Annotated in this window: 22 protein-coding genes, 1 other RNA gene and 1 pseudogene; 19 read left to right on the top strand and 5 right to left on the bottom strand. The window is 36.7% G+C overall.

Going from position 1 to position 26621, the window contains the following annotated elements:
* Positions 1-75 precede the first annotated feature (75 nt).
* The 9 genes from panB (at position 76) to FEU33_RS09685 (ending at position 9592) form a co-directional block, all read left to right on the top strand.
* A complete protein-coding gene (panB, locus tag FEU33_RS09725) occupies positions 76-915 on the top strand; it encodes a 3-methyl-2-oxobutanoate hydroxymethyltransferase (RefSeq protein ID WP_146549176.1) in 840 nt (279 codons plus the stop codon).
* Positions 912-1748 carry a pantoate--beta-alanine ligase gene (panC, locus tag FEU33_RS09720; protein ID WP_146549175.1) on the top strand — a complete coding sequence of 279 codons (837 nt, stop codon included), beginning with the start codon at positions 912-914 and terminating at the stop codon, positions 1746-1748. The genes panB and panC overlap by 4 nt, the downstream gene beginning before the upstream one ends.
* 17 nt (positions 1749-1765) lie before the next feature.
* Positions 1766-2152 carry an aspartate 1-decarboxylase gene (gene panD, locus FEU33_RS09715; RefSeq protein ID WP_146549174.1) on the top strand — a complete coding sequence of 129 codons (387 nt, stop codon included), beginning with the start codon at positions 1766-1768 and terminating at the stop codon, positions 2150-2152.
* A gap of 307 nt (positions 2153-2459) precedes the next feature.
* On the top strand, positions 2460-5237 hold the full coding sequence (gene dinG, locus FEU33_RS09710; protein WP_146549173.1) for an ATP-dependent DNA helicase DinG: 2778 nt from the start codon (positions 2460-2462) through the stop codon (positions 5235-5237).
* A 227-nt stretch (positions 5238-5464) separates the two neighbouring features.
* Positions 5465-5947 (top strand): cell wall elongation regulator TseB-like domain-containing protein, encoded by a 483-nt coding sequence (locus FEU33_RS09705; protein WP_146549172.1) that lies wholly within the window; start codon positions 5465-5467, stop codon positions 5945-5947.
* Positions 5948-6431: 484 nt separating this feature from the next.
* Positions 6432-7727, top strand: coding sequence for an asparagine--tRNA ligase (gene asnS / locus FEU33_RS09700; RefSeq protein WP_146549171.1), 1296 nt, complete (start codon positions 6432-6434; stop codon positions 7725-7727).
* 112 nt (positions 7728-7839) lie between these two features.
* On the top strand, positions 7840-8574 hold the full coding sequence (locus FEU33_RS09695) for a DnaD domain-containing protein (protein ID WP_146549170.1): 735 nt from the start codon (positions 7840-7842) through the stop codon (positions 8572-8574).
* Positions 8575-8588: 14 nt separating this feature from the next.
* Complete coding sequence (gene nth, locus FEU33_RS09690) at positions 8589-9248, top strand: endonuclease III (protein ID WP_146549169.1); 660 nt, start codon at positions 8589-8591, stop codon at positions 9246-9248.
* Positions 9245-9592 (top strand): YpoC family protein, encoded by a 348-nt coding sequence (locus FEU33_RS09685; protein ID WP_146549168.1) that lies wholly within the window; start codon positions 9245-9247, stop codon positions 9590-9592. The genes nth and FEU33_RS09685 overlap by 4 nt, the downstream gene beginning before the upstream one ends.
* Before the next feature lie 396 nt (positions 9593-9988).
* Here FEU33_RS09685 and FEU33_RS09680 read toward each other — a convergent pair whose 3' ends face one another.
* Together FEU33_RS09680 and recU are read right to left on the bottom strand one after the other, a co-directional pair.
* Positions 9989-12625 carry a PBP1A family penicillin-binding protein gene (locus FEU33_RS09680; protein WP_244951007.1) on the bottom strand — a complete coding sequence of 879 codons (2637 nt, stop codon included), beginning with the start codon at positions 12623-12625 and terminating at the stop codon, positions 9989-9991.
* Positions 12626-12660: 35 nt separating this feature from the next.
* On the bottom strand, positions 12661-13266 hold the full coding sequence (gene recU / locus FEU33_RS09675) for a Holliday junction resolvase RecU (RefSeq protein WP_146549167.1): 606 nt from the start codon (positions 13264-13266) through the stop codon (positions 12661-12663).
* A gap of 182 nt (positions 13267-13448) precedes the next feature.
* On the opposite strand from recU, the gene FEU33_RS18810 reads away from it, so the two are divergent.
* The 9 genes from FEU33_RS18810 (at position 13449) to FEU33_RS09635 (ending at position 23660) form a co-directional block, all read left to right on the top strand.
* Positions 13449-13625 (top strand): hypothetical protein, encoded by a 177-nt coding sequence (locus FEU33_RS18810; protein ID WP_186725810.1) that lies wholly within the window; start codon positions 13449-13451, stop codon positions 13623-13625.
* Between the two features lie 187 nt (positions 13626-13812).
* The gene (locus tag FEU33_RS09670; protein WP_146549166.1) at positions 13813-14178 is read left to right on the top strand and encodes a DUF1798 family protein; all 366 of its coding nucleotides are present in this window, start codon (positions 13813-13815) and stop codon (positions 14176-14178) included.
* Complete coding sequence (locus tag FEU33_RS09665) at positions 14168-16450, top strand: DEAD/DEAH box helicase (RefSeq protein WP_146549165.1); 2283 nt, start codon at positions 14168-14170, stop codon at positions 16448-16450. Before FEU33_RS09670 ends, FEU33_RS09665 begins: the two co-directional genes overlap by 11 nt.
* The gene (locus FEU33_RS09660; RefSeq protein WP_146549164.1) at positions 16451-17716 is read left to right on the top strand and encodes a ribonuclease H-like domain-containing protein; all 1266 of its coding nucleotides are present in this window, start codon (positions 16451-16453) and stop codon (positions 17714-17716) included. It begins immediately after the preceding gene.
* Positions 17717-17807: 91 nt separating this feature from the next.
* A complete protein-coding gene (gpsB, locus tag FEU33_RS09655; protein ID WP_146549163.1) occupies positions 17808-18134 on the top strand; it encodes a cell division regulator GpsB in 327 nt (108 codons plus the stop codon).
* Between the two features lie 114 nt (positions 18135-18248).
* Positions 18249-18634, top strand: an RNA gene (gene rnpB, locus FEU33_RS09650) — RNase P RNA component class B.
* Positions 18635-18718: 84 nt separating this feature from the next.
* The gene (locus FEU33_RS09645) at positions 18719-20455 is read left to right on the top strand and encodes a putative bifunctional diguanylate cyclase/phosphodiesterase (RefSeq protein ID WP_146549162.1); all 1737 of its coding nucleotides are present in this window, start codon (positions 18719-18721) and stop codon (positions 20453-20455) included.
* Positions 20456-20457: 2 nt separating this feature from the next.
* A complete protein-coding gene (locus FEU33_RS09640; protein WP_146549161.1) occupies positions 20458-21609 on the top strand; it encodes a THUMP domain-containing class I SAM-dependent RNA methyltransferase in 1152 nt (383 codons plus the stop codon).
* Between the two features lie 149 nt (positions 21610-21758).
* Positions 21759-23660, top strand: coding sequence for an ATP-dependent DNA helicase (locus FEU33_RS09635; RefSeq protein ID WP_146549160.1), 1902 nt, complete (start codon positions 21759-21761; stop codon positions 23658-23660).
* Between the two features lie 105 nt (positions 23661-23765).
* Here FEU33_RS09635 and FEU33_RS09630 read toward each other — a convergent pair whose 3' ends face one another.
* The 3 genes from FEU33_RS09630 to FEU33_RS19295 form a co-directional block, all read right to left on the bottom strand.
* Positions 23766-25367, bottom strand: a complete 1602-nt coding sequence (locus FEU33_RS09630) for a b(o/a)3-type cytochrome-c oxidase subunit 1 (RefSeq protein WP_244951045.1) — start codon at positions 25365-25367, stop codon at positions 23766-23768.
* A 116-nt stretch (positions 25368-25483) separates the two neighbouring features.
* A complete protein-coding gene (locus FEU33_RS09625) occupies positions 25484-25966 on the bottom strand; it encodes a cytochrome c oxidase subunit II (protein ID WP_146549158.1) in 483 nt (160 codons plus the stop codon).
* 23 nt (positions 25967-25989) lie between these two features.
* Positions 25990-26112, bottom strand: a complete 123-nt coding sequence (locus tag FEU33_RS19295; RefSeq protein ID WP_279590408.1) for a hypothetical protein — start codon at positions 26110-26112, stop codon at positions 25990-25992.
* Between the two features lie 352 nt (positions 26113-26464).
* Here FEU33_RS19295 and FEU33_RS19405 point away from each other — a divergent pair.
* A pseudogene (locus tag FEU33_RS19405) lies at positions 26465-26548 on the top strand (hypothetical protein); the annotation flags it as partial.
* Positions 26549-26621 lie beyond the last annotated feature (73 nt).

Here is a 26621-nt window from a genome sequence, read left to right as displayed (position 1 = left end):
ACTACACTACCCTTCTGTCCATTTTTAGATAGAAGGGTTTTTTGTTTTCTTCCTCTAAAAAAAGGAGGAGCAAGAATGAAAAGCACAGCTGAATTTTTAAAGATGAAAGAACGTCATGAAAAAATTGTGATGTTGACCGCTTATGATTATCCTTCCGCGATGCTTGCTGAAAACGCTGACATCGATATGATTTTAGTTGGAGATTCACTAGGAATGGTCGTTCTTGGTTATGATTCCACAGTTAACGTGACGTTGGAAGATATGATTCATCATGGAAAAGCGACAAGAAGAGGTGCGAAAGATACCTTTGTCGTCATTGATATGCCATTTGGAAGTTATCATGGTGATGTAGGGGACACGTTAAAAAATGCAGTACGGTTATTCCAAGAAACAGGGGCCAACGCTTTAAAACTAGAAGGTGCTGGACATATAATCGAAGCGATTAAAACACTAATTTCAGCAGGTATTCCCATTGTAGGGCATTTAGGCTTACAGCCACAATCCGCTGCTGTATTAGGTGGATATAAGGTGCAAGGAAAAACAACGGAAGCAGCTGAAAAGTTGATCAATGATGCTTTGGCACTTCAAGAAGCAGGTGTTTGTGCTATTGTATTAGAATGTGTGCCACATCAATTGGCGGGTATTGTAGCTGCAAAACTAACGATTCCTATTATTGGCATTGGAGCTGGTCAAGAGGTAGATGGACAAGTATTAGTATTCCATGACACATTGTCTTATGGAAGTCATCATGTTCCTAAATTCGTTCAGACTTTCGCAGATATTGGAAAGGAAGCAACACAGGGGATAGCCGCTTATAGAGATGCTGTTAAGCAAGGAAAATTCCCAGCGCCGGAACATCAATTTTCAATGTCAGAAGAAACACTTAGCCAGCTATATGGAGGTATTAAAAGATGAAGGTCGTTACAACAATCGATGAATTACAACAAGAGCTTGAAAAGTATAGAACCGCCAAGAAGAAAATTGCATTAGTACCAACAATGGGCTATTTGCATGATGGACATTTAACCCTAGCTAAGACAGCTAGAAAAGATAATGATATTGTTGTAATGAGTGACTTTGTCAATCCAACACAGTTTGGGCCAAATGAAGACTATGAAAGTTATCCAAGAGATTTAAAACACGATGAAAAAATCGCAACTGAAGCAGGGGTCGATTATTTATTTGCTCCATCAGTAGAAGAAATGTACCCAACAGATGGAGGTATTCGCTTTGAAGCAGGACCTGCGTCTAAAATTCTTTGCGGAGCATCCAGACCTATTCATTTTAATGGTGTTTTACAAGTCGTATCGAAGCTATTCCACATCGTTCAACCAACCCATGCTTATTTTGGGCAAAAGGATGCGCAACAATTAGCATTGATTAAAATGATGGTTAGAGATTTTAATTTCCCGTTAACGATTTGTAGCGTGCCGATTGTGCGTGAGGAAGATGGTCTTGCCAAAAGTTCTCGCAATGTTTTTTTAACAGCAGAAGAAAGAAAACAAGCACCCACTATACAAAAAGCTTTGCAACAAGCACAGAAAGAATTTTTGCAATCCCATGACAAAGACAAGGCTATTCAAATCGCCAAAACCATGATTGAAAGCGAAACATCAGGAAAGATCGATTATTTAGAATTACGTAGCTACCCTGATTTACAAGAGATTCATCCTGAAACTCGACACTTTTTACTTGCCACAGCTGTTTATTTTTCAAATGTACGATTAATAGATAATATTCTTTTTTAATTGAGGAGATTAACGAAATGCTAAAAATGATGATGACTTCAAAAATCCACCGTGCCACTGTAACGCAAGCTGATTTAAACTATGTTGGGAGTATTACTATCGATGCAGACTTACTAGATACAGTAGGAATGTTGCCTAACGAAAAAGTTCAAATTGTCAACAATAACAATGGTGCACGTTTTGAAACATACACAATTCCTGGAAAGCGAGGATCAGGTGTTATTTGCTTAAATGGAGCAGCCGCAAGATTAGTGCAACCGGGAGATATTGTAATCATTATTGGCTATGGTTACATGACAGTAGAAGAAGCTGCACAGCACAAACCTGTTGTTGCTATATTAGATGATAACAATAAAGTAAAGCAATTAATACATGATGAACCAGAGGCAACCATCATAAAGTAAAACGAACACACAATGGGGAGTGTTTTTCGCTCGATGGTGTGTTGGTAGAACTTTCGGGTAGTCCCCAGTTCTATTTTTGGAAATCTACGGAAGTGCGAATGATGTATTTACGTGGGATAAAATAATATTGTAATAGGCTGTTTAATGAATGAAAAAATCATTTATTGAACAGTCTTTATTTTTGAGCATGAAACTTGCCGTTCATTGCAGAAAATATTTTCAATGTCTTGCTGTTCATTCACAGCTATTCCTCTCGAAATATGATAAAATCATCCATATACCATGAACGGAAAGTTGTGAAGAATAAATGGAAAGTCAAACTTACGCCATTGTCGATTTAGAAACAACGGGTCATTCCTCACAACAAGGAGACCGCATCATTCAAATCGCCATCGTTTTGATGAAAGATTGGAAGGTCGTATCAACGTATACCTCTTTTGTAAATCCAGGAAAGAAAATTCCTTATTTCATACAAGATTTAACACATATTTCAGATAAAGATGTTGAAGAGGCGCCTTCTTTTGAAGAGCAGGCAGAGCAGATTTATGAAATTCTTCAAGATAAGGTATTTGTTGCACATAATACAGATTTTGACTTGCCATTTTTACAAGCGGAATTTAAACGAGTGGGTTTACCCAAATGGTTTGGGAAGCATATGGATACTGTAGAACTATCGAAAATTCTTTTTCCAACTGCCTATAGCTTTAAGCTACAAGATATTACGATGGAATTAGGCATTCAACTGACACATGCTCATCGCGCTGATGATGATGCATTAGCAACAGCTTATTTATTAAAAACTTGTTGGGAAAAACTTTTAGCTCTACCTCTTGTGACAACTGAACAACTCCATAAGAGATCGTTTCGACTAAAGTCAAATTTATCCCAACTATTTTTAGAGGCTATTCATATAAAAAGAAAGCTTTCAAACGATTTACAAAATCATATTTATTATCGGGATGTTGCTTTAAAACAACCTGTGAAAATCAAAAAAGCGGATAGAGGAGAGCTTCATTATCCCTCTTCTTTCAAGGAAAAGGAAAAACTTTTTGAAGTAGCATTCGATTCTTTTGAAGTACGTCCAGATCAATTTAAAATGATGGATATAGTCTGGCAGGCACTAGTGACAAAGCAAGAAATTATGACAGAAGCATCAACAGGGATTGGGAAGACGCTAGCATATCTTATCCCTTCGATCATATTTGCCAAAAAGAATACTTGTACTGTCGGGATTAGTTCCTATACATCACATCTGTTGGATCAAATTTTATTAGAAGAATTGCCGAAAGCAAAAGCCATTTTGAAAACGGATGTTTCTACAGCGCTTGTAAAGGGTATGGAACATTATGTTGATATGGATCGGTTTTGTGATCTTTTGCAGGTAAAGAATGATTCTTACGATGAGAATTTCATGAAGATGCAACTGCTTGTTTGGTTACAGGAAACCCAAACAGGAGATCTAGGGGAAATCACTGTATCCGGTGGCGGACAGCATTTTATCGATAAAATACGACGAACAGAAACAACATCTGATACGCGTCATAAAGGTGCCTATGATTTTTATATCCAAGCACTTACGAATTGTCAAAATGCCGATTTAGTGATTACTAATCATGCTATGGTATTGGCTGACTTAGGTAGAAAAGAACCGATTTTAGAAAATATAAGTGGTTGGATTTTAGATGAAGGGCATCAGTTTATACAGGCAGCTACTATAAGAGATGAGAAAATTTTTTCATATACTCAATGGAAATATCTATTTGGGCAGATAGAATCAACTGAAACACATACAATAGAGCATCCTTTTTATTTAGGGATGAAACGACAAGATAAGATCCCTCGTCGGCAGTTGACAACCTTGGAATCATCGTTTAGAGAGATAACAGCTCTTTTTGATAATGAAATTAACTCTTTTATACGTCAATTGCCGTTGCGCAGGACTAAAACACATCAGCATAAATATAGTTTTTTACGATCAGCTATCCCATTAGACCCTTCTTTTGGTAGAGAGTTTAGTCATAAATTAACCCAATGGATTCAACTTGCAGAATCAGTTACAGCGACTTACTTGCGTTATCCTGATGAACTATCAAAAAAACAACAGGCGAATCTGGCAGATTGGCAATTTCAGCTTGGTGAGCTTAAAATAAGACTTGCAGAATGGAATGCTCTTTTTTTACAGTATCAGGAAGAAGATACATCTTGGATTGAAATAGACACAAGAAGTATGCCAGGAAGTCTCCATTTGTTTAAAAGGCCAGTACGAGTTGAAAAAGAAATTACAAAGGTTCTGCAATCATTTCGTCATCAATCGGGGATCATATGGACTTCTGGTACATTGACCGTTCCGAATGATGAACGTTTTATCGCACAGCAATTAGGGCTCTCAGAAAATGTTCCTTTGTATCAATTTCAAGCACCTAAGTCTTATTATGACGGTGCGAGTGTCTATATAGTGGAAGATATGCCAGATATAAAAACAGTATCGCAAACAGCTTATATAGAAGCTGTCGCAGATGCTATCGTTCAAACGGTATTAGCAACTCAAGGAAGATGTTTTGTATTGTTTACGGCTCAGGATATGCTTCGAAAAACAGTAGAGCTTATCCAAGAAACAGGAACATTGGACGATTATATGTTATTTGCACAAGGAATGTCTTCGGGTAGTCGTATGCGCCTGTTAAAGATGTTCCAACGCTTTGAACACTCTGTTTTATTTGGAACGAATAGCTTTTGGGAAGGGGTGGATGTACCTGGAGATGCTCTATCTGCAGTGATTGTCGTACGTTTACCATTTTCTTCACCCGAGGAACCATTTTTTAAGGCAAAAGCAGAAAGAATGGCAAGCAAAGGGATGAATACGTTCTATAAATTATCTTTACCAGAAGCCATTTTACGCTTTAGACAAGGTTTTGGCAGGTTGATACGATCATCACATGATAAAGGCGTTTTTATCGTACTTGATCGTCGGATTGATACAAAATCATATGGACAAGAATTTATGAAAGCATTACCAGATATACCAATCAAAAAAGTATCACTTGAACACATGGTCTTCGAATTAGAAGATTGGTATAATCATTAAAGTGGAGTCGAGTCGAAATGATCAACAGGTGTTGGAAGGGGCTCTTTATCGAAAGTGACAAGATCCTGGCTAACGCAACTGGATAAAGTAAAAGAGAGATCAGTTCGAAAAGACCGCATCCATTGAAGGAGGATAGCCTAAAGCTATGCTATTTTGTTTTAAAGGTAATCTCCTTCATATCATGTGATTTCTCGATATAAAGGATAAATAAAATATAAGGTGATATAATGAAAAATTGGATTAAGTTCTTCTCAATCTTTTTACCAATACTAGCTCTATCATTAGTTGTTATAGTTGGATGGAAATCATATGCACCGTTCCACAGTTCAGAAAAAACGGCCAAAGCAGCGGTGTTACATAACCAACAACTTAGTAAGGTGACAGATGCTTATGTATATCAAAGTAAAAAATCATATGTAACGGTAATTGGAAAAGATAGCAATGGAAAGAAGAAGGCTATTTTTATGCCCAAAAATAATCGTGAAGAGAAACCGACAGAAGTCTTTTTAAAGGATGGGATTTCTAAAAAAGAAGCCATTGCAGAAGCATCTAAAAAAGGCGATGTGAAGGAAATTCTACACACAAGGCTTGGAGTAGAAAAACCAGGTGTTGTATGGGAAATAACCTATTTGAATAAACAAGATAAACTGAATTATGTATATATCATGTTTGAAAACGGTCAATGGTGGAAGCGTATTTTAAATTTATAAGATTTGCCCATATGCCTGTGTCCCTGTTGAATCAAATATCCAAATCATTTCACACGAAAATTAGACAAAACTTGTATATAATAAAGGTAAGTGATTCTCATTGTATATAGAATGATGTTGCTACAATGATTTCGCATGGACGTCTTTATCTTGCAAGCCTCAAGGTGAAAACCAGGAGGACAAGTGGTGGTCTTTTGCCTACCTACCTATAAAGCCCGATTGGTTGAATGAACATGCAGTAGGGGAGTAAAAACTACTGTGTGAAGTTTCCCTTATAGGACTCGCTGAAACTTGAGATGCCATTGTAACCAAAAAAGAAACATAAAAGTAACTTTTTTAAAAGCATCAAATTTGATCAATTGTAAAGATTGATGCTCTCTTATGTTGATTTTATAAAGGCAATATAGAATCTCATTGCGAAAAAACTCGAATACACATTATTAGGAATATTTCCTAATGAATGTTTGAAATACTGGAGGTTAACATGAACAAAATTACAATTCAAGACATGCCTAAACATGTCGGTGAAACTGTAAAAATAGGCGCTTGGCTTGCGAACAAACGCTCAAGTGGTAAAATCGCATTTTTACAATTACGTGATGGAACAGGATTCGTACAAGGTGTAGTCGTAAAAGCAAATGTTTCTGAAGAAATTTTTGCTTTGGCAAAATCAATTCATCAAGAAACTTCACTTTATATTATCGGTGAAGTAACGGAAGATACTCGTTCATCATTCGGTTATGAACTACAAGTAAAAGAAATTGAAGTGATTGCTGAATCTCATGATTATCCAATTACACCAAAAGAGCATGGTGTAGAATTTTTAATGGATCATCGTCATTTATGGTTACGTTCTAAAAAACAACATGCGAATATGAAAATTCGTAATGAAATTATTCGCGCTACCTATGAATTTTTCAATGATCATGGATTTACAAAAGTCGATCCTCCCATCCTAACGGGCTCGGCTCCTGAAGGAACATCTGAATTATTCCATACAAAATACTTCGATCAAGATGCTTATCTTTCTCAATCAGGTCAGTTGTATATGGAAGCGGCAGCGATGGCATTTGGAAAAGTATTTTCATTTGGTCCGACATTCCGTGCTGAAAAATCTAAAACTCGCCGTCATTTGATCGAGTTCTGGATGATTGAACCGGAGATGGCGTTCGTTGAACATGATGAATCTCTTAAAATTCAAGAGCAATATGTTTCCTATATTGTTCAGTCTGTACTTAAAAACTGCAAACTGGAATTAGAAAGATTAGGCCGTGACATCTCTAAACTTGAAAAAGTACAAGTTCCATTCCCACGTATTTCTTATGATGATGCCATCGAGTTATTACATGAAAAAGGTTTTGATGATATCAAGTGGGGAGAAGATTTCGGGGCTCCACATGAAACGGCTATTGCCGAACATTTTGACAAACCAGTATTTATCACATGTTATCCAGTAGGGATCAAACCATTTTATATGCAACCACACTCTGACCGTGATGATGTCGTCCTATGTGCAGACTTAATCGCACCAGAAGGCTACGGGGAAATTATCGGTGGTTCTGAACGTATATGGGATTATGATCTATTGAAACAACGTATTGCAGAATATGGATTGGATGAAGAAGCTTATGCATGGTATTTGGATTTACGTAAATATGGTTCCGTACCGCATTCAGGCTTCGGCTTAGGACTAGAACGTACAGTTGCTTGGATTACAGGTGCCGAGCACGTTCGAGAAACGATTCCATTCCCACGTTTGCTCAATCGTATTTATCCATAATCCTAAAACCGGTATGCACTATACAGCTTTCAAAAAGACGACAAATGGCAAGAAGGAACGCTTAGGCGATTCTTCTTGTTCAATTTATAAATAAAAGAGGAGTTCGATGGTAATGAATGAAACAGAGCGGCTCCAAACTTGGCTTGAGCGGGGAAGTGTCAGTATTTCTCAGCTTTTTTTTCAGTTTTATAATGAGTTACAAATCTCAGATGCGGAAGCTATGCTAATTATGCATTTAAACGCATTTCATGAGGAAGGAAACGAATTCCCCACTCCTGCTAATATTGCGCAACGTATGAGTATGACAGAAAATATGATTTCTACAAGTATGCAAAGGCTTATGCAAAAAGGATTTATGGAAATCCATCAAAAATTGGATGATAAAGGCGTTCTATATGAAGTTATCAGTTTACTGCCATTATGGAATAGACTTCTTGATTGTGTTCTTGTCAAAAAAGAGAATGATAAAAATGAAATGGAAAAAATAAAAGAGGGACAATTATTCCAATTATTTGAGCAAGAATTCGGCCGTTTTTTATCACCTATGGAAACCGAAATGATTTCCATGTGGCTTGACCAAGATGGACATTCTCCTGAAGTTATTCGTAGAGCGTTAAAGGAAGCTGTTTTATCGCAAAAGTTGAGTCTTCGTTACATTGACCGTATTTTATTTGAATGGAAAAAAAATAATGTCAAAACGCCAGAAGACGCGGAAAAATTGAGTCATAACTTCCGAAAAAATATTATCCCAAAAAATACGGATCATCAGCCTATGAAAAAAGAGACTGATCAAAGTTCTCCGACAAGTAATGTCCCTTTTTATAACTGGTTAGATCGTCATAAGTGAAAGGGGGATTCGACATGCTAACTATCAAGCAATGGCAATATTGTTTGGAAAAAATGGAGGAAATGTTCCCAGATGCACATTGTGAGCTTGTACATGATAATCCATTTGAATTAACGATTGCTACTTTGCTTTCAGCACAATGCACAGATGTATTAGTCAACAAGGTAACTGCTACATTATTTAAAAAATATAAGAAACCAGAGGATTATTTAGCGGTTCCGTTAGAAGAATTAGAACAGGATATACGCTCAATCGGATTGTATAGGGGCAAAGCCAAAAACATTCAAAAGCTTTGTCAACGTTTACTAGATGAATATAATGGGGTCATTCCACATTCACGTGAGGAACTAGTAACTTTACCTGGTGTAGGGCGTAAAACCGCCAATGTCGTATTGTCTGTTGCGTTTGGACAACCTGCGTTAGCGGTTGATACACATGTAGAACGGGTGACGAAGCGATTAGGACTCTGTAAATGGAAAGATAGCGTTTTGGAAGTAGAACAAACTGTTATGAGAAAGACACCAAAAGAAAAATGGGCAAAAACACATCATCAACTTATATTCTTTGGACGTTATCATTGCAAGGCACAAAATCCTAATTGCAAAGAATGTCCCTTATTTGACTTATGCAGGGAAGGCCAAAAAAGGGCAAAGAAGGGTCTTGTAAACAGATGATTGCATGCAAGAAAGAAGCCATTACAAAGGAACTTGTAGATGAGTGGATGAAGAAATGGGAAATGCTTCGACAAGGTATTCACCAATCACATTCAGTTAGAGATGGCAATGCAAAAGAAATAATGTTAAAAGCGATTCAGCTATATGAATCTTTCGTTTTGGACGCATCGGATACGCAAGATGTATTATCGGAAAACGAAGAATACGAAATTTTACCAATCAATGCAATGGAAAGATTGTCATTTATTAAATCTCGTCCGGGCCAATACGCATGCTATAGGCAGTTGGATGAATTATTTATCGAAACTAAAAAAAGATGTGCAAGATTGCGCTTAAAACATTAAAGGGGTATAAGCCCTTTTCAAAATAAAAACTCTAAAAAGGTACGAATGATGATTAAACAGCATTCGTACCTTTTTGTTTTTTCTAAATCTATCCAATAAGTCCCTTTAACAGAAAAAACATTAGACTTATACAATGAATGAGGTTCTCTAAAGGGCAAGCAATCATCAAACAACTTATAGGATAAAATCTAAAACGTTTTCTGAAAACACGGAGTGATTCGATACACTAAATTCTTGCTCTTTGCCATATTGAAGTGCCACTTTCACTCAGTGTTCCATCACAATTATTATTAACGGATTAAAGTATAACAGATTAGAGCAAATGATTAAAAAGGGCTGACAACAAAAGGTTGCTATCCCTTTTTGTCGTCAGCCCAAATCATCTTGAAACGATGATTATTGTTGATTATCTGTCTGATCGGGTGTGCTATTTTTATTCACGCTATTGAGATTCGCCTTATTTCTTCGGTTCACATTTCCCGTATTGGATTGATTATTTTGTTGATTTGTATCTGGATTGTTTTCTGTTTGTTGATCTGTTTGGTCATTTTGATCATTCTGATTTGTATTCGTATTATCTTGGTTATCTCCTTCAGACGGTGTATTTGGCGTTTCCGTCTCATCAGGGTTTGTCGGCGTTTCTGTCTGATCTGGATCTGTTACATCAGGCTCGGGTTCCGAAGATTGTATTTGAATAGACGTTGTTGCAGCGCTACTCGTCTTGTCGCCAGCAACTGCGACAACAGAGAATACATAAGTTTTGCCATCTTCTGCACCACTATACGTATAAGATTTTGAAGATGTCTCTGTCAAAGCCTGTGAACCTCCGCCATCGACAGATACAGAAACTTTGAAACTAGTAGCTTCTTCGCCGTTTGACTCGTGTGACCAAGACAAATTGATTGAATTTGAATTAGCATCATACGTTGCTTTTAAACCAGATGGAGCATTTAGTTTCGTATCTTCTTCTTTCGTATCTTCTTCTTTCGTTGTCGGTTCAGCTGGTTGTTGACCCTTCACGTATAGTTCACCGCCAACTCTCACAACGGAATTAGGTTGTTTAAAATCAGGCGTTTGGACATTTGCCGAAATTTGTGACATGACAATTCTAAACAATTGCTGTGGAAGAACCCGTTCTGCACTGGTTGTAATTGGATCTTTATAATTTGTATAACCGCTCCAAACAGCGATTGAATATTTTGATGTGTATCCAGCAAACCATGAATCAGGAACAGAAGTTTCAGGGAGTCCCCATTTACTAAAATTGTCTGAACTATAGTTTGTTGTCCCAGTTTTACCGGCAACATCCAATCCTGCAATTCCTGCGGCTGTACCAGATGCGCCATACTTAGAACTTACGACATCTCGCAACATATCTGTCACCATATAAGCTGTATAATCGCTCATTGCAGGTACTGGGTCTGGTGTATATGATTTAGCCGTTTTACCATCACGATAGACGATTTTTTTAATAGCATGTGGTTTAGTGTAGATACCATTATTCCCAAATGCAGCATATGCACCTGCCATTTCAATTGGAGATAGATTGATCTCACCACCACCGATAGCATCTGATTCTGTAACGTTATTTGCATTTACCCCTAGATTTTTAACAAATGCTTTTGCTTTAGCAGCACCAACTTCTCTAAATGTTTTGACAGCAGGAATATTACGCGAATTATATAATGCTTGTCGAATCGTAATAGCCCCTTTATATTGATGATCAAAGTTATTGATTTGTTGATCTGTTCCACTATAAGTTATTGGCTCATCTACAATTGTTTTACCCGTAGACCATTTTAGATTTTCAATAGCAGGACCGTAATCCATCAAAGGCTTCATAGTAGAACCAGGTTGACGATTTGTAAGGGCTTCTGCATAGTTAAATCCACGTTCTGGACCATAATCACGTCCACCGCCTACCGCAACAATCGCGCCAGTTTCTGTATCAATCACAGATAGTCCAGCTTGTATATCCTTTGTCGGGAAGTTTGCATCATTATTCATTGTTTTTTCAACGATCTTTTGAGCGGATGTATCTAATGTTGTATATACATTGACACCATCTTCTAATGCTTTTTCATCGCCATTTTCATCTAATTCTTTTAACACGACATCTATAAATGCATCATATTTTGATGCATTGGCAGTTTGTCTTTTACTTTCAGGTAGAAGACCTTTTTTGACATCAACTTTTTTAGCGGCTTCCATTTGTTCTTTTGTAATTTTTTTATGTTGATACATTAGATCTAAAACAATATTACGACGTTTTTCTGCACGATCTGGATTTTTAAATGGATTATAGGCATTAGGCGCTTGTGGCATACCTGCTAAAAGAGCTTGTTCTGCTAGGGTTAACTCTTTTAAATTTTTTCCATAAAAGAATTTTGCTGCAGTCCCAAAACCATAGATTCGACCAGACATTAACACCTTATTGAAGTACATTTCGAAAATTTCTTCTTTTGAATACTCACGTTCTAATTGTATGGCTAAGTAAGCTTCTTGCGCTTTACGTTTTAATGTTTTGTCATTATTTAAAAAAGAGTTTTTTATCACCTGTTGCGTTAGCGTACTACCACCTTGTGCACCAAAACCAAAGCGGAAATTGGCTAATACTGCTCCGCCTAAACGAACAAAGTCGATTCCATGATGCTGGAAGAAACGGGAATCTTCTGTCGCAATGATAGCATCTCGCATACTTGCCGGAATATCTTCATATGCTACATGTTCGCGTTCCTGATCGCCCATTGTGTAAAAAACTTTGCCGTTAGCATCATAAAATTTTGATGATACGGGATCTTTTAATAATTCTTCATCCAATTTAGGAGCCTGTGCTGCATAAAATGCAAAAACAGAAGCACCAATTACAAACATTGCTATACCGATCGCTAAAATAGCGATGATGGTTTTTTTAAGCCAAGAACGGTTTGGTTCCTTGGGATTTTTTGCTTTTTTCTTCTTTGCATGTTGTTTTCTTCGTTGCTGTTCTTCTAGTTGCTTTCGTTGTTTTCGAGAATTTATTTGTTGATCCACAACATTCTCCTCACTTTCTCATAACTACGATCAAGTTATGGTAGCAATTGTGTGATTGCTTTTAAATAATCTAATCTTGGAATATAGCTAAGTTGAATTTCTATAGCTTGTTCCTCAAATTCCCCTAGAGGAATTGACTTTCTTCCGCCATTTAGCATACGACTCCATGCTAGTAACAGCATTTCTAAAGGTACTACAAAATAGCGCTCTAAGGAAGAAAAACGCACCAACAAAAAGCAGATGCCTTTTTGTTTTGCTGAAGACTCCATATGGGAGACTTGGTGTGGGTGGACATTTTTCAATGGAAAAGCTGTTTTGCTTTCTGTTTCTTTTGCGTCAAAATCAATGTAGTGACCATTGTAAACACCGTTATAGTCGGTTGTTGATGGTGTTCGAAAATATGCTTCACGTATAACTGCAGCACTTCTTGATGGATATTCTACTTTGACGATTTGTATAGGAACAGGTTTCTTATGAATCACTGCAATATTTCTTTGTAGGTAAAATTCATTTGTTTCGTCTATTTCTTCTTCAAGAGTTTTCCCGCGATTACTGTAAGATAAATCTTTCTTTTTGGGAAGTTTCCCATCTGTTTTGGGTACAGGTGTATATTTTTTCCCATTTGGATAGCGAATCGTCATAAAAGCACCTCATCTCACCTCATCTGCCTCTATAATACCATAAACCACGGATGGTAATTGATGAGAAATTCATGAGAAGAAGTTGAAAAATAAAACTATTATCGTCGAATATACACTTGTTTTGTCCACCTCAAAGGATTTGTTATTTAGATATTGAAAAGTATCAGCAGGAGGCGATGAACATGCAAAAAATAACCAAGCTAATTATTTTAATTGAAATGGTGGATGAACTTATACAAAACAGAGTGAACCATGAAGAGGAAATGTTTAGCAAGACGCTTGAAAAGAATATGACTGATGTTGCAAACCGCCTTGAGTTGATCGAACAGCAAAAAGAATATTTGTTCGCTTTAAAGTAGTGAAATGATGTCTTTTTTGATACACTATAATAATAGAAACAAGTTGCCCGATTGGTTCGGGCCAACAAGATGTTGGTCACTCAGGTGTTGCCACAGGACGTGGCGCTTTTAACCTGAGTTCCCCTAACTCACAGTGAGGGATGGAGAAAATCTCCACTGAGAGAAGTTTTATTTGGAGGTGTGTACAATGCTGCAAGCTTTAACAGAAGAATTATTAGATGAATGCGAAGAATGTTGGCAACGATTTTTAAAAATGAGAGAAACCAACACATCTCCAGATTTTTTTGCCGATGTAAAGCCACATGCTAATTTATACCATGAAAAACTGTTAGCTTGGAAAAGTGAAGTGGATATTTGGATTGATCAAGAAAAGCCAAAATATATACATAAAATCCAAATTCAAAATGCTGTAGATGCAATGGATCAATTGATCGTGCAATCCTTTTATCAGAAAACAAGTAAAAAACGATTATATCAATCGATTCAATCTGTTACATATACTTTAGAAAATTTGCAACGTATTTTACAAAAGGATGATTCAGATGATCAGTAAAAAGAAAACCATCGAAGAAATACTAGAAGAATGGCAAGCCAATCCAGAAATGCAAGACCGGATTAAATACGTTCATACACTACCTGCTAAAGAGGCAAAATTAGTTGATTTTCCTGCTAAGCTGCATCCTTCTCTTAAAAAAGCTTTACAAAAGAGAGGGATTTATCAACTATACTCTCATCAGAGGGAAGCGTTTGAATATGCGATGAATGGTCAGTCTTTTACTGCAGTTACACCTACTGCATCAGGTAAATCGCTATGCTATCATTTGCCCGTTTTACAGGCGATTTTGGAGAACAGAGCATCAAGAGCATTATATTTGTTTCCAACCAAGGCACTGGCGCAGGATCAAAAAAGTGATTTAAATAAGTTGATCGAAGAAAGTGGTGAAGAAATTTTAAGCTATACATATGATGGGGATACTGCACCTGGAATCCGACAAAAGGTTCGTAAAGCGGGGCATATAGTGATGACGAACCCGGATATGTTGCATTCAGGAATATTGCCACACCACACAAAATGGGTTTCACTATTTGAAAATTTACAGTATATTGTCATAGATGAATTGCATACATATAAAGGGGTATTTGGTTCACATGTGGCACATGTACTTAGACGCCTTTTAAGAATATGTCATTTTTATGGAAGCCATCCTGTTTTTATCTGTACATCGGCTACGATAAAAAACCCAAAAGAATTGGCAGAAAATCTAACCAATACAGAGCACCAATTAATCGCTCAAAATGGCGCACCAACTGGAAAGAAAACATTTTTGTTTTACAATCCACCAATAATCCACCCGACTTTTGGCGTGAGAAGAAGTGCCATATTAGAAGTACGCGATTTGGCAAGAGAATTATATAATTCGAGAATCCAAACAATTATTTTTGCCAAAAGTAGAGTAAGAGTAGAAATGCTTGTCACTTATATGAAGTCCTTGACAGTGAAGAAAATTCAGGATGAAACAATTCGTGGGTATCGTGGAGGATATTTACCGTCTGAACGGCGTGCCATTGAAAAAGGTTTAAGAGACGGCACCATACAATGCGTCGTTTCGACCAATGCATTAGAATTAGGCGTCGATATTGGACAATTACAAGCATGTATCATGACAGGGTATCCAGGTAATATTGCGAGCGCATGGCAACAGGCAGGACGGGCTGGTAGAAGACAGGATGATGCTCTAGTTATTTATGTTGCACAATCTACTGCGTTAGATCAATATATTATTAAGCATCCACAATATCTTTTTGAAAGCTCACCTGAAGAAGCAAGAGTGTATCCGGAGAATATGTTAATTCTAATGGATCATTTAAAATGCGCCGCTTTTGAATTACCATTCACAACAGATGATACGTATGGCGAATTTGACATACAAGATTTGTTAGAATATTTACAAGAAGAAGGTGTGCTCATCAAAACATCTGATAAATGGCATTGGATGAGTGATAGCTTTCCAGCACATGATATAAGTCTTCGATCGGCTTCTCAAGAAAATGTTGTAATTATTGATCAATCTATTCCCGCTCAAACAAAAGTTATCGGTGAAATGGATCGTTATAGTGCACTAACATTACTTCACGAAGAAGCGATCTATTTACACCAAGGGACTCAGTTTCAAGTTGAAAAGCTAGATTGGGAAGAAAAAAAGGCATATGTTCGTGAAGTCGATGTAGATTATTTTACAGATGCAAATTTAGCTGTAGAGCTGAAAGTCATTAGTGAAGATAAAAGTAGGCAAATAGGACATGTGGAAGTCGCATTCGGAGATATTATGACATTAGCAAGCACAACGGTTTTTAAAAAAATCCGCTTTGGAACGCATGATAATATAGGAAGTGGACCTATTCATTTACCACCCGAAGAACTACATACAAGTGGCACTTGGCTGTCTTTCGACCAGCCAGAAAATTGGAAAGAAGATGATTTAACAGGGGCTATGACAGGAGTTGCTTATGCCATGAACAGTTTTATACCATTATTCATTCAAAGTGATCGTAGTGATGTTCATGTTGTGCCACAAGTAAAAGCGACTCACTCAGAAAAGTCAACCTTTTTTGTATATGACCGCTACCCAGGGGGCATCGGCTTGAGCGAACGTGTTTATGATTTATGGGAGGATCTACTTCAACACGTGTACAATCATGTTGCAAGTTGCCCGTGTCAAAACGGATGCCCTTCATGTATTGGTGCACAAGATTTAAATGGCGAAGGAAAAAGACAAGTTTTAACTTTCTTAAAATCAATATTATTAACAGAGTTGGATGATTAAATGTCATATGAAAATAAAATTCTTCAAATGAAAAAAATGCTTAAAAAAGCGCCTAAAACAGAGCAGCCATCAAAAACAATATTTAAAAAACCTAATGTGCCAATATATGCAGACCAATGGGAAGAAGCTGGGTTGAAAAGGATCGATAACGATTTTGGTGTAGTATTTTTACTGGAAAAGCATTATTCCTTTCATTATCAACATGGTAATTTTCAATTGGGCGAACTTTATCATGCATTTCAATTATGGAAGTGTACAGATCAAAAGCATCCGTTAGCGTTAACAGATGATAAGAATTTAGTTTTTTACGATACGGAAACGACCGGATTAAAGGGTGTAGGAACACAGATCTTTTTAAATGGTATTTTAGAAGCCGATCGAGATCATAATAGGTTTGTTTTAAAGCAATATGTATTAGCAGACCCAAGCCATGAAGTGGCCTTTTTATGGGAATCAAAATTGTGGCAAGAACATAAAACAATTGTCACCTATAATGGAAAAAGTTTTGATTGGCCACAATTACAAACACGTTTTACTCTGCATAGAAAAGATTTACCGAAACTACCAGAACAAAAGCAAATTGATTTACTTCATGGTTCCAAAAGGATCTGGAAAAATGATTTATCTCGAATGAAACTATCACAGGTGGAAGAAGAAAAGTTAGGTTTCCATCGAGAGGGTGATATACCTGGTTATCTTGCTCCAGTCATTTATTTAGATGCTGTAAAAAATGGTGATCCAGAGTCATTGCTAAAAGTATTAGAGCATAACGAATATGATCTATTGTCATTAATAACGCTTTATATACAAGCAACCAAATTACTATGTGAAGGTATTCAAGGAGAATCCGCCACAACTTATACGAACATTGGAAAATGGTATGGTGATTTATCTGATATTGAAAAAAGCAGCGAACTATTAAAAAATGTGACAAAGCAATATAATAACAGTGAAACAGGTTATGCTTATTATCATTTGGCATTTCAACAAAAGAAACAGCAATCTTTTGAGCAGGCCTATCAGTCGTTTAAAAATGCGATTTCTTTCATTGATGAACGACAGCAAATCATTGCTCTGATTGAATTAGCTAAAATCGATGAACATCGTCATCAAAATTATGAGCAAGCTATTTATTATACTCACCAAGCTTATCAATTGGTAAAAAATAGTACATTGTGGAAATCTGATTTGAAATCTAAAAAATTAAGAGAAATTGAAAAGAGAAAATTTCGAAATGAAAAAAAACGATTATTTCCGGGGAAATAGCAAGAGAAATTTGCTAAACATTGGAAGAGAGTACGATAGTTTTATGTGAAATGTGGTATAATTATAAAACCTACGTTTATATGGAAGGAAGATGGATATGGACATTAAATTATCAGCAAAAACGATCTTAGATAAAGATTTTAAAACAGGAATTAGAGGCTATAGCCAAGATGAGGTAGACCAATTTTTAGATATTATCATCCAGGATTATGAAAGTTTTGAGAAAGCATTAGCAGAAAAACAACAAGAAATAGATGTTTTAAAAAATGAATTGAAGCTTGCTCAATCTCAAACATCATCGCAAGAATCAAGACGTCAATTGACTTCTCCAGCTTATACTGGCAACACAAACTTTGATATTTTAAAGCGCATTGCCAATTTAGAAAAACATGTATTTGGCGATAAACTTTATGATTAGCATATAGTTTTAAGTTCTTTGACGACTTCACACTTTTCTCACATGCCACTATAAAAGAGTATAAAACTCTTGAATTTAGTAATTATTAGGCATATAATTGTCCTATCATCATGAAAGAACGAGTAATCGCTGCAATGCTTAAGCATTGTTGAGGAAAGTCCATGCTCGCACGGTTCTGAGATGACCGTAGTGTTCGTGCTTAGTGAATAAATAAGCTAAGGCAGTTTGATAGCTGACGGCGAGAGGAAGACCTAAGTCCATATGGATATGGTTGAAACTCTCTGAAAGTGCCACAGTGACGAAGCTGTTACGGAAACGTATCAGGTGGAACGAGGTAAACCCCGCGAGTGAGCAACCCAAATTATGGTAGGGGCGCTCTCCTGAAGGAAATGAATGGATGGAGAGACAAAAGTATAAAACTTTTGTAGATAGATGATTACTACCCAATTGTACGAGGTGAAAGCCGTTATAGTACTTGGGCACAAAACATGGCTTATGATCTTTTAATGATGCTCAACATGATTAGACAAGCTCTCCAGAGTTTTTTGGAGAGCTTTTCTTTTAGAAATGGGGTGATAAATACGATGGATAATAAAGATTTTCAAGAAATACTTAACAAGGAAAACATAACTGATAATTGTCAATACATAACACCAAAGATTCTTGCAGCAATTTCAGAAGGGGTAATGATCACAGACCTAAATAGCCGTATTATTGATGTAAATCCAGCTTTTGAATTTGTTACAGGATATAAAAAAGAGGAAGTAGTTGGGAGAAAACCTGATGTACTAAGGTCAGGAGTTCATGGGATAGCGTTTTACAAGAAAATGTGGAGAGATATTGATCAGTATGGTGAGTGGCAAGGTGAAATTTGGAATCGAAGAAAAACAGGGGATATATACCCAGAATGGTTGAAAATCATTAGAATCCACGATGATAATCATCAAACTCTAGGATATTGTGGAGTATTTTCTGATTTGTCAGAGGAAAAGATTGTTGAAAGTGAACTCAAAAGGCGTACAATGACAGATTCTGTTACTGGCATTTCAAACCGTTTTGCCTATAATGAGCGTATGAATGTTCTATTGAATTCTTCTAAAAATCATAATTACCAGCATGCAATCTTGTTTATAGATTTAGATCGTTTTAAACAAGTGAATAGCACATTAGGTCATGGAGTTGGAGATCAGTTATTAGTAGAAGTAACGAAACGAATTCAAACCTTGTTAAAAAACAAGGATATTTTAGCTCGTTATGGGGGTGATGAATTTGTTATCACATTTGTAGACATACATCATCCTCGTGAAGCTATACATTTAGGAGAAAAGATCATTCAATTATTGGAGCAACCATTCTTCATTGAAGATCAAAAAGTATATATTTCTGCTAGTATCGGGATCAGCCTCTATCCACATGATGGCGATGAAACGGAGATCTTGTTGAGCAAAGCCGATAAAGCTATGTACTATGCAAAGGAAAATGGGAAAAATCAATTCGCATTTTATTTTGATGAGCTAAAGACCGATGCTAAACGTGCGTTACTTTTGGACAATGAGTTAAGAAAGGTTATTAAAAATAACAGTTTTGAACTCTATTACCAACCAAAAGTGGATCTAAAAAAATATCAAATCATTGGAGTCGAAGCACTTGTAAGGTGGAATAATGACAAGCTCGGAAATGTTTCACCAGCGGAGTTTATCCCCTATGCGGAAGAAACGGGACTGATCATCCCTATCAGTGAATGTATTATTGAACGTGCCTGTTTAGATGCTCAAATAATGGCAAGCAAAGGGTATAAAGCGATGCCGATTGCCATAAATATCTCTAGTATCCATTTTCATCAGCGAAACTTTATCCGTTCAGTAGAACAAATATTAGAGAAAAATAACTTACCAGCAAGACAATTTGAATTAGAATTAACTGAACGGACTATTATGGAAAATGAAAGAGAAACCATTCGGAAATTAATCAAGCTAAAGCAAATGGGATTTAAACTATCAATTGATGATTTTGGGACAGGTTATTCATCACTCAGTTATTTAGTACAATTTCCATTAGACTATTTGAAAATTGACAGAAGTTTTATTCAACAGATTTGTTCATTGAACGATAAACAAGCAGTTGTTGATGCCATTATTCAAATGGCGCACCGCTTACAAATGAAGGTGATTGCAGAGGGCGTGGAGCAGCGGGAGCAAGTCAAATTGCTCAATAAATTGGATTGTGATATGATTCAAGGATATTATTATTCAAAACCTCTCCCATTAAATAAGCTGATGGAATTCTTAGAATTCTGGGAATTAGAATTAGAAGGGAAATAAGTATGACAAACTATCAATTGGTGGCAACCGCAGCGATGGGATTAGAATCCATTGTCGCTGATGAGTTAAAAGTTTTGGGCTATACAACGCGAACCGAAAACGGCAAAGTATATTTTGAAGGTGACGAAAAGGATATAGCGAAAACAAATCTGTGGCTACGTGTAGCAGATCGGGTAAAAATTGTTGTAGGTAAATTTCCGGCAAAGACATTTGAACAATTATTCGAAGGTGTAAGAGCCATTGAATGGGAAAAGTACTTACCAGTGGATGCGGAATTTCCGGTATCCGGAAAATCAGTGAAATCAAAATTATTCAGTGTTCCAGATTGTCAAGCCATTACGAAAAAGGCTATTGTAGAGCGAATGAAATATTATTATAAACGACTTGGTTTTTTAGAGGAAACAGGTGCAAAATATAAAATTGAAGTTTCTATTTTAAAGGATGAAGCGACACTGACGATCGATACAAGTGGTGCAGGATTGCATAAGCGTGGATATCGAATTAATCAGGGTGAAGCACCGTTAAAAGAAACATTGGCTGCTGCCCTTGTATATATTTCTAAATGGCATCCCAATCGACCATTTGTGGATCCTTTCTGCGGTTCTGGGACAATCGCATTAGAAGCGGCCATGATTGGACAAAACATAGCTCCCGGTTATAATCGTGATTTTATCAGTGAAGAATGGCCTTGGATGAAACAAAAAATTTGGGATGAAGTACGTCTGGAAGTAGAGGATATAGCGAAATATGACCAACCTCTCCAAATCTTTGGTTCAGATATTGATCATCGTATGGTAGAAATCGCTAAAACGAATGCTCGGGAAGCCGGATTCTCAGATTTAATTTCTTGGAAACAAATGCAAGTAACAGATTTCACTACACATCTGACAGATGGCGTAATGATCGGTAATCCACCGTATGGAGAACGTATTGGTGATAAAGAGGTATTGGAGAAGATGATTCGTGACATGGGACATATGATGAGTCAATATCCGTCTTGGTCAGTATATATGCTATCTTCCATGGAAAACTTTGAAGCGCTGTATGGTAAAAAAGCAACCAAAAAACGCAAACTATTTAATGGATTTATCAAAACAGATTATTATCAATTCTGGGGAAAACGTACACCAAAACAAACACAAGATGAATCCTAAAATAAATTACTATTTAAAATTTTAAAATCATATTTTATAATGATGGATATTTGTCTATAATATTATAGACTCTGTTTTTTTGAATATGTTTAGACGGGAGGGGGTGACCCCTTCCGTTTCGTTGTCTGTACAAGAAGAGGGGAATTTGAATGAGACAATCAATACCATTTGCCTTATCCAAAGATAAGTCTTTCTTTGACTCATTGGGAGACTGGATTGGCGATATTTTATACGATGAACTACCTGAAAAAGGGCTAGAATGTCGTGATGAACAAATTTTCATGGCCTATCAGATTGAAAAAGTATTACGAGAAAAATCCATCCTTTTTGCTGAAGCAGGTGTGGGTACAGGAAAAACTATCGCATATCTTTTACCAGCGATTGCGTATGCTCGTTATACAGGAAAACCTGCATTAATAGCATGTGCAGATGAAGCACTCATCGATCAGCTCGTTAAAGAGGGGGGCGATATTTATAAACTGCAACAATTTCTAGATTTGAAGATTGATGTTCGACTAGCGAAATCACGTGATCAATATTTATGTTTAAAGCGTTATGAGGAAGCCGAAAAATTCGCTGATGGGGAATTTTTAGATGATATAGCAGAAACAATTCCAGATGGCGTATTTGGACAAGGTTCCTTAGAATTATATGGTCAACACAGTGATTATCCCAATATTAGTGATGAAGAATGGAACTTAGTCAATTACAACTCCATTCAACAATGTTCAGTCTGCAATTTAAGAAATCGTTGTGGGCAAACGCTTCACCGTGCCCATTATCGTGAATCAACGGATCTCATCATTTGCTCGCAGGACTTTTTAATGGAGCATATTTCTACAAAAGAATCCCGTATACGTGAGGGCCAATTAGCATTGCTTCCAGAGGTATCAATGATCGTCTTAGACGAAGGGCATTTACTGGAGTATGCGGCACAAAAAGCAATGACCTATAAAGTTCAGGATTATACGATTGTACAATTACTTGATCATTTAATGGTGGATGGTTTAAGAGAAAAAACATTGTACACAATGGAACAATTACAAGATGGTCATGAATTGTTCTTTGAACAGTTACGAGAAGATGTTATTGATTCAGATGAAGAACGGAAACGAATCAAAAAGTCTGCTTTGCTGTTAAAGTTAGGGAAAAAGGTTATTGAAACTGTTGAAATATTACTAGAGGAATTTGTGTTTGAATCAGAATTATATGTTATTCCAGAATATGAATTACGCATGGCAGAAGAGTTTTTAGAACAGTATGAGGCTGCGATGCGAATTTTCATAGCGCAGGGTGACGCTGTCGACTGGTTGGAAGAAACAGATGGAGAAGAAACACTAGTGATTATGCCGCGTCTTATCACGGAGGTCCTAGAAGAAAAAGTATTTTCAAAAAGGATTCCATATGTTTTTTCATCCGCAACCCTATCAATCAATAAAGATTTCAGCTATATGGCGGGAAGTTTAGGCATTCAAAACTATCAGTCTTTTTCAGTATCATCACCATTTGATTATGAAGAGGTTATGAAAATCATTTTGCATCATTTAAAGCAAATAGAAAAAGTTCAAAAAGTTGAGGATTTACTCGAAGAAGAAAAGCAAACACTCATACTCTTTAAGTCTAAAAAAGCAATGCAGGCCTTTAAGTCGCAAATTGATGAACGCTTGACCACTAAAATTGGCTTCGAAGGCGATCGAGAATTATCATCCATTATCCGCGATTTCCAAGAGGGTAAAATCCAAGTATTATGTTCGTATCATTTATGGGAAGGATTAGATTTGCCAGAAGAAACATTGACTCGTGTGATTATTTATGATTTGCCATTCCCACCTAATGATCCTTTATTTGATGCAAAGCGGGAATTTGCAGAGGATGCTTTTGGTGATGTAGATCTTCCATTCATGCTCTTACGTTTGCAGCAGGGAATGGGACGACTAATTCGAACATCCAATGATTATGGCGATATTCATATCTTGTTAAATGAAGAAGAAGCACATTATAAAGCACAAATAGAACCAATTTTTGCAGTTTCTGCTGATGAATATCATTGATGCCCTATGAGTGATTATTTAAAGACAGTAACCATTAAGAGGTTCGAAAAGTAAAAAAATCCGCTCTCTCTACTGAGAAAGCGGATTTTTTATTATCGCTAGCAATTACCAAAGTTTATAACCTATAGAACCTAGCGGAGAGTTTTGAATAATATCGTAGATTGGGAACGTGTAAGCTATTAAGATTAATGCTACTAAAATGACAATCCAGATTTTGAAGTTTTCTAGGAAAGCTGGAGTCTTTTGTGCATGTGGTGCTACAGTTCCGATTGGGAATTCTTGTTCACCCTTAGGAGCAAACCAGCAAAGTTTTACAAAGATATATAGGAACAAGATAATCCCGATGAATAATAATGTTCCACCAACAGCTTGCGCAACTTGATAAGAAGCCCAAGTCTTTGCGATTTCAGCGCCACCATAATCAGAGAATGCTGATCGACGAGGGGCACCCAACAAACCTTCAATGTGCATTGAACTAGACATAATAATCATACCAACAGCCCATACAATCGTTTGAATGATCCCTAGGCGATTCAATTGTTTTGTCAAAGTACGTCCTGTAAGGTGAGGAACCAACCAATAAGATGCACCGAAGAATGTTAACACTACAGCGGTAGCAACTGTCAAATGGAAGTGACCTGTTACCCAAATGGTATTATGAATTAATTGGTTCATTTGGTAAGATGCATTAACGATACCGCCAGCACCACCTGGAATGAAGATTAACATACCCATGAATGGAGCAAAGAAACGAGCATCACCCCAAGGTAATTTTTTCAACCAACCGAATACACCTTTACCTCCTAATTCACGTCCACGCATTTCAAATGTGGCAAACAAGGAGAACGCCGTTAATAGGGATGGAATAACAACCATCATTGTCAAAACAACTTGTAAGAATTTCCAAGAACCATCGATACCTGGTTCAGTTAATTGGTGATGAAGTCCGACTGGAACTGAGAATATAACAAATAACATAAATGAAAGTCGAGCTAGTGCATCAGAGAATATTTTTCCTCCGATTACTTTTGGAACAACTACATACCAAACCATGTAAGCAGGGAGTAACCAGAAGTAAACAAGTGCATGACCGAATGACCAGAATAGTGTACGAGATAATAGAATATTGACCCGATCAACAAGACCTAGTGACCAAGGAATCAATTGGAATAATACTTCAATAGCAAGCCCTATAGTAGCTACAAACCACATTAAGTTATTACAAACTGCCATAAATGAAAGCAATGGTGATGTTTGATGTGGATTTTCTTTTCGCCATTGTATCCAGCGCAATGATTGACCGAGTCCGTCAATCCAAGATCCAACAACGACAAGAGCTAAACCAACATAGAAAATCCAGTGTGCTTGTAATGGAGCATAGAATGTATAAAGAACAGATGCCTCATTTAAGAGAACCATAGCCGCTGCCATTGCGGTACCAATTGTCATGCTCCAAAAACCAATCCAACAAAGCAACCTTTGTTTTGAAGATAGTGCACCGGATGTACGACTAACTCCTGCAATGTGAAAGCCCATAATAAAGAATGTTGTTAAAATTAAGCCGAGTAACACACCATGTACGGTTAAAACTTGATAATAGCCAATTCCCCAAGGTAGTTCAAAGTGACCTGAACGAACTAATACTTGTAAAAGACCAGCAGTACCACCTAAAAATAAGGCGATAAACGCTACAAAAATATGTGCCATTGTAAGTTTAGCATCTTTAGAATCTACTTTTAATAATTCAGTAGTTTTCTTCGCTATTTTTCTTGAAACCGTTACGTTTTCTTCATTTACATTAGATTGATCAATTACTGTTTGACTCATTCTTTATCCACCACCTTAAGCATAGAATGCATTTGAGCGTGACCTGCACCACAATACTCATTACATACGATTAAGTATTCGCCAGCTTTATCCACTGTTGTTGTATATTCTGAAATATAACCAGGTTCTAGCATCATGTTAACGTTAGTTCCTGAAATTTCAAAACCATGGACAACATCTTTAGAAGTAGCAATAAATTTAACTTTTGATCCTACTGGTATTTTCAATTCAGGTGGATTGTAGTAGAAAGCGGAAGCTACTACTACTACTTCATAGTCCCAATCCTTACCGGATACTTTATGTACCCCCGGTTTGTTGAATGGTGCGATTTCATCAACTTTTTCATGATTGATAGTGTTCTTTGCACTTGGTGGGTGACTCCCATTATGAAAGGCCATTATACCGGTAATCAATAAAAATACGATCAGGGATCCAACACCAAATGTTAGCCAATATTTTTCATACTTATGAAGATGCATAGTTTTCCCTTCTTTCCTTCTGTTTAAAAGCGATCAACAAATAGACCAAAGCATGTAGCCCAAAAAGCTATGATCACAATGCCTACTCCTGTAACGAGGTAAAGCGTGCCCTTAAGGTTTTCTTCGGATTCATTTTTGTTAGCCATATTGATCCTCTCCTTTATTCTTATAACTTCCTTTCTTAAATTCATGATATATAAAATAAAACGCTTTCGATGTGACAAAAATCACACTTCTTGTGTGAAATGTGAATGAAGTGTGAAAAAGAATTGATAAAATAGTGAAGACACATATACTATTTTATTCCTATAAGTTATTACTGATTTTTCAGTTTATCCCGCATGAACAGTTAGTAAGATTCCTTGACTTGAGCCTTAAGTAATGAGCTGAAAGAAAAGAGATTGGGATACATTGGGATGCTTCCTCGTAAAAGTCTGACCGGTCCAACAACACTATTTGGAATGAAGAAACCCTACTTGTGGAGGTGGCTGTGGGAAATCGACCTTGCTCCGTTTGTTGGTAAATGTTAAAATTCCAATTAAGGGAAAAATTGAAATAGATGGGCAAATGGTTCCTCATTAAAGTGCAATAGATATAGCATATTTACCAAATATTGATGAGTTCTTCTCGAATTTAATGGGACATATTCATCTCA

The sequence above is a fragment of the Rummeliibacillus suwonensis genome (genome assembly GCF_007896435.1).
GTDB lineage: Bacteria > Bacillota > Bacilli > Bacillales_A > Planococcaceae > Rummeliibacillus > Rummeliibacillus suwonensis.
Note: the sequence above shows the minus strand (reverse complement) of the source record. Positions and strands in the feature narration are given on the sequence as shown.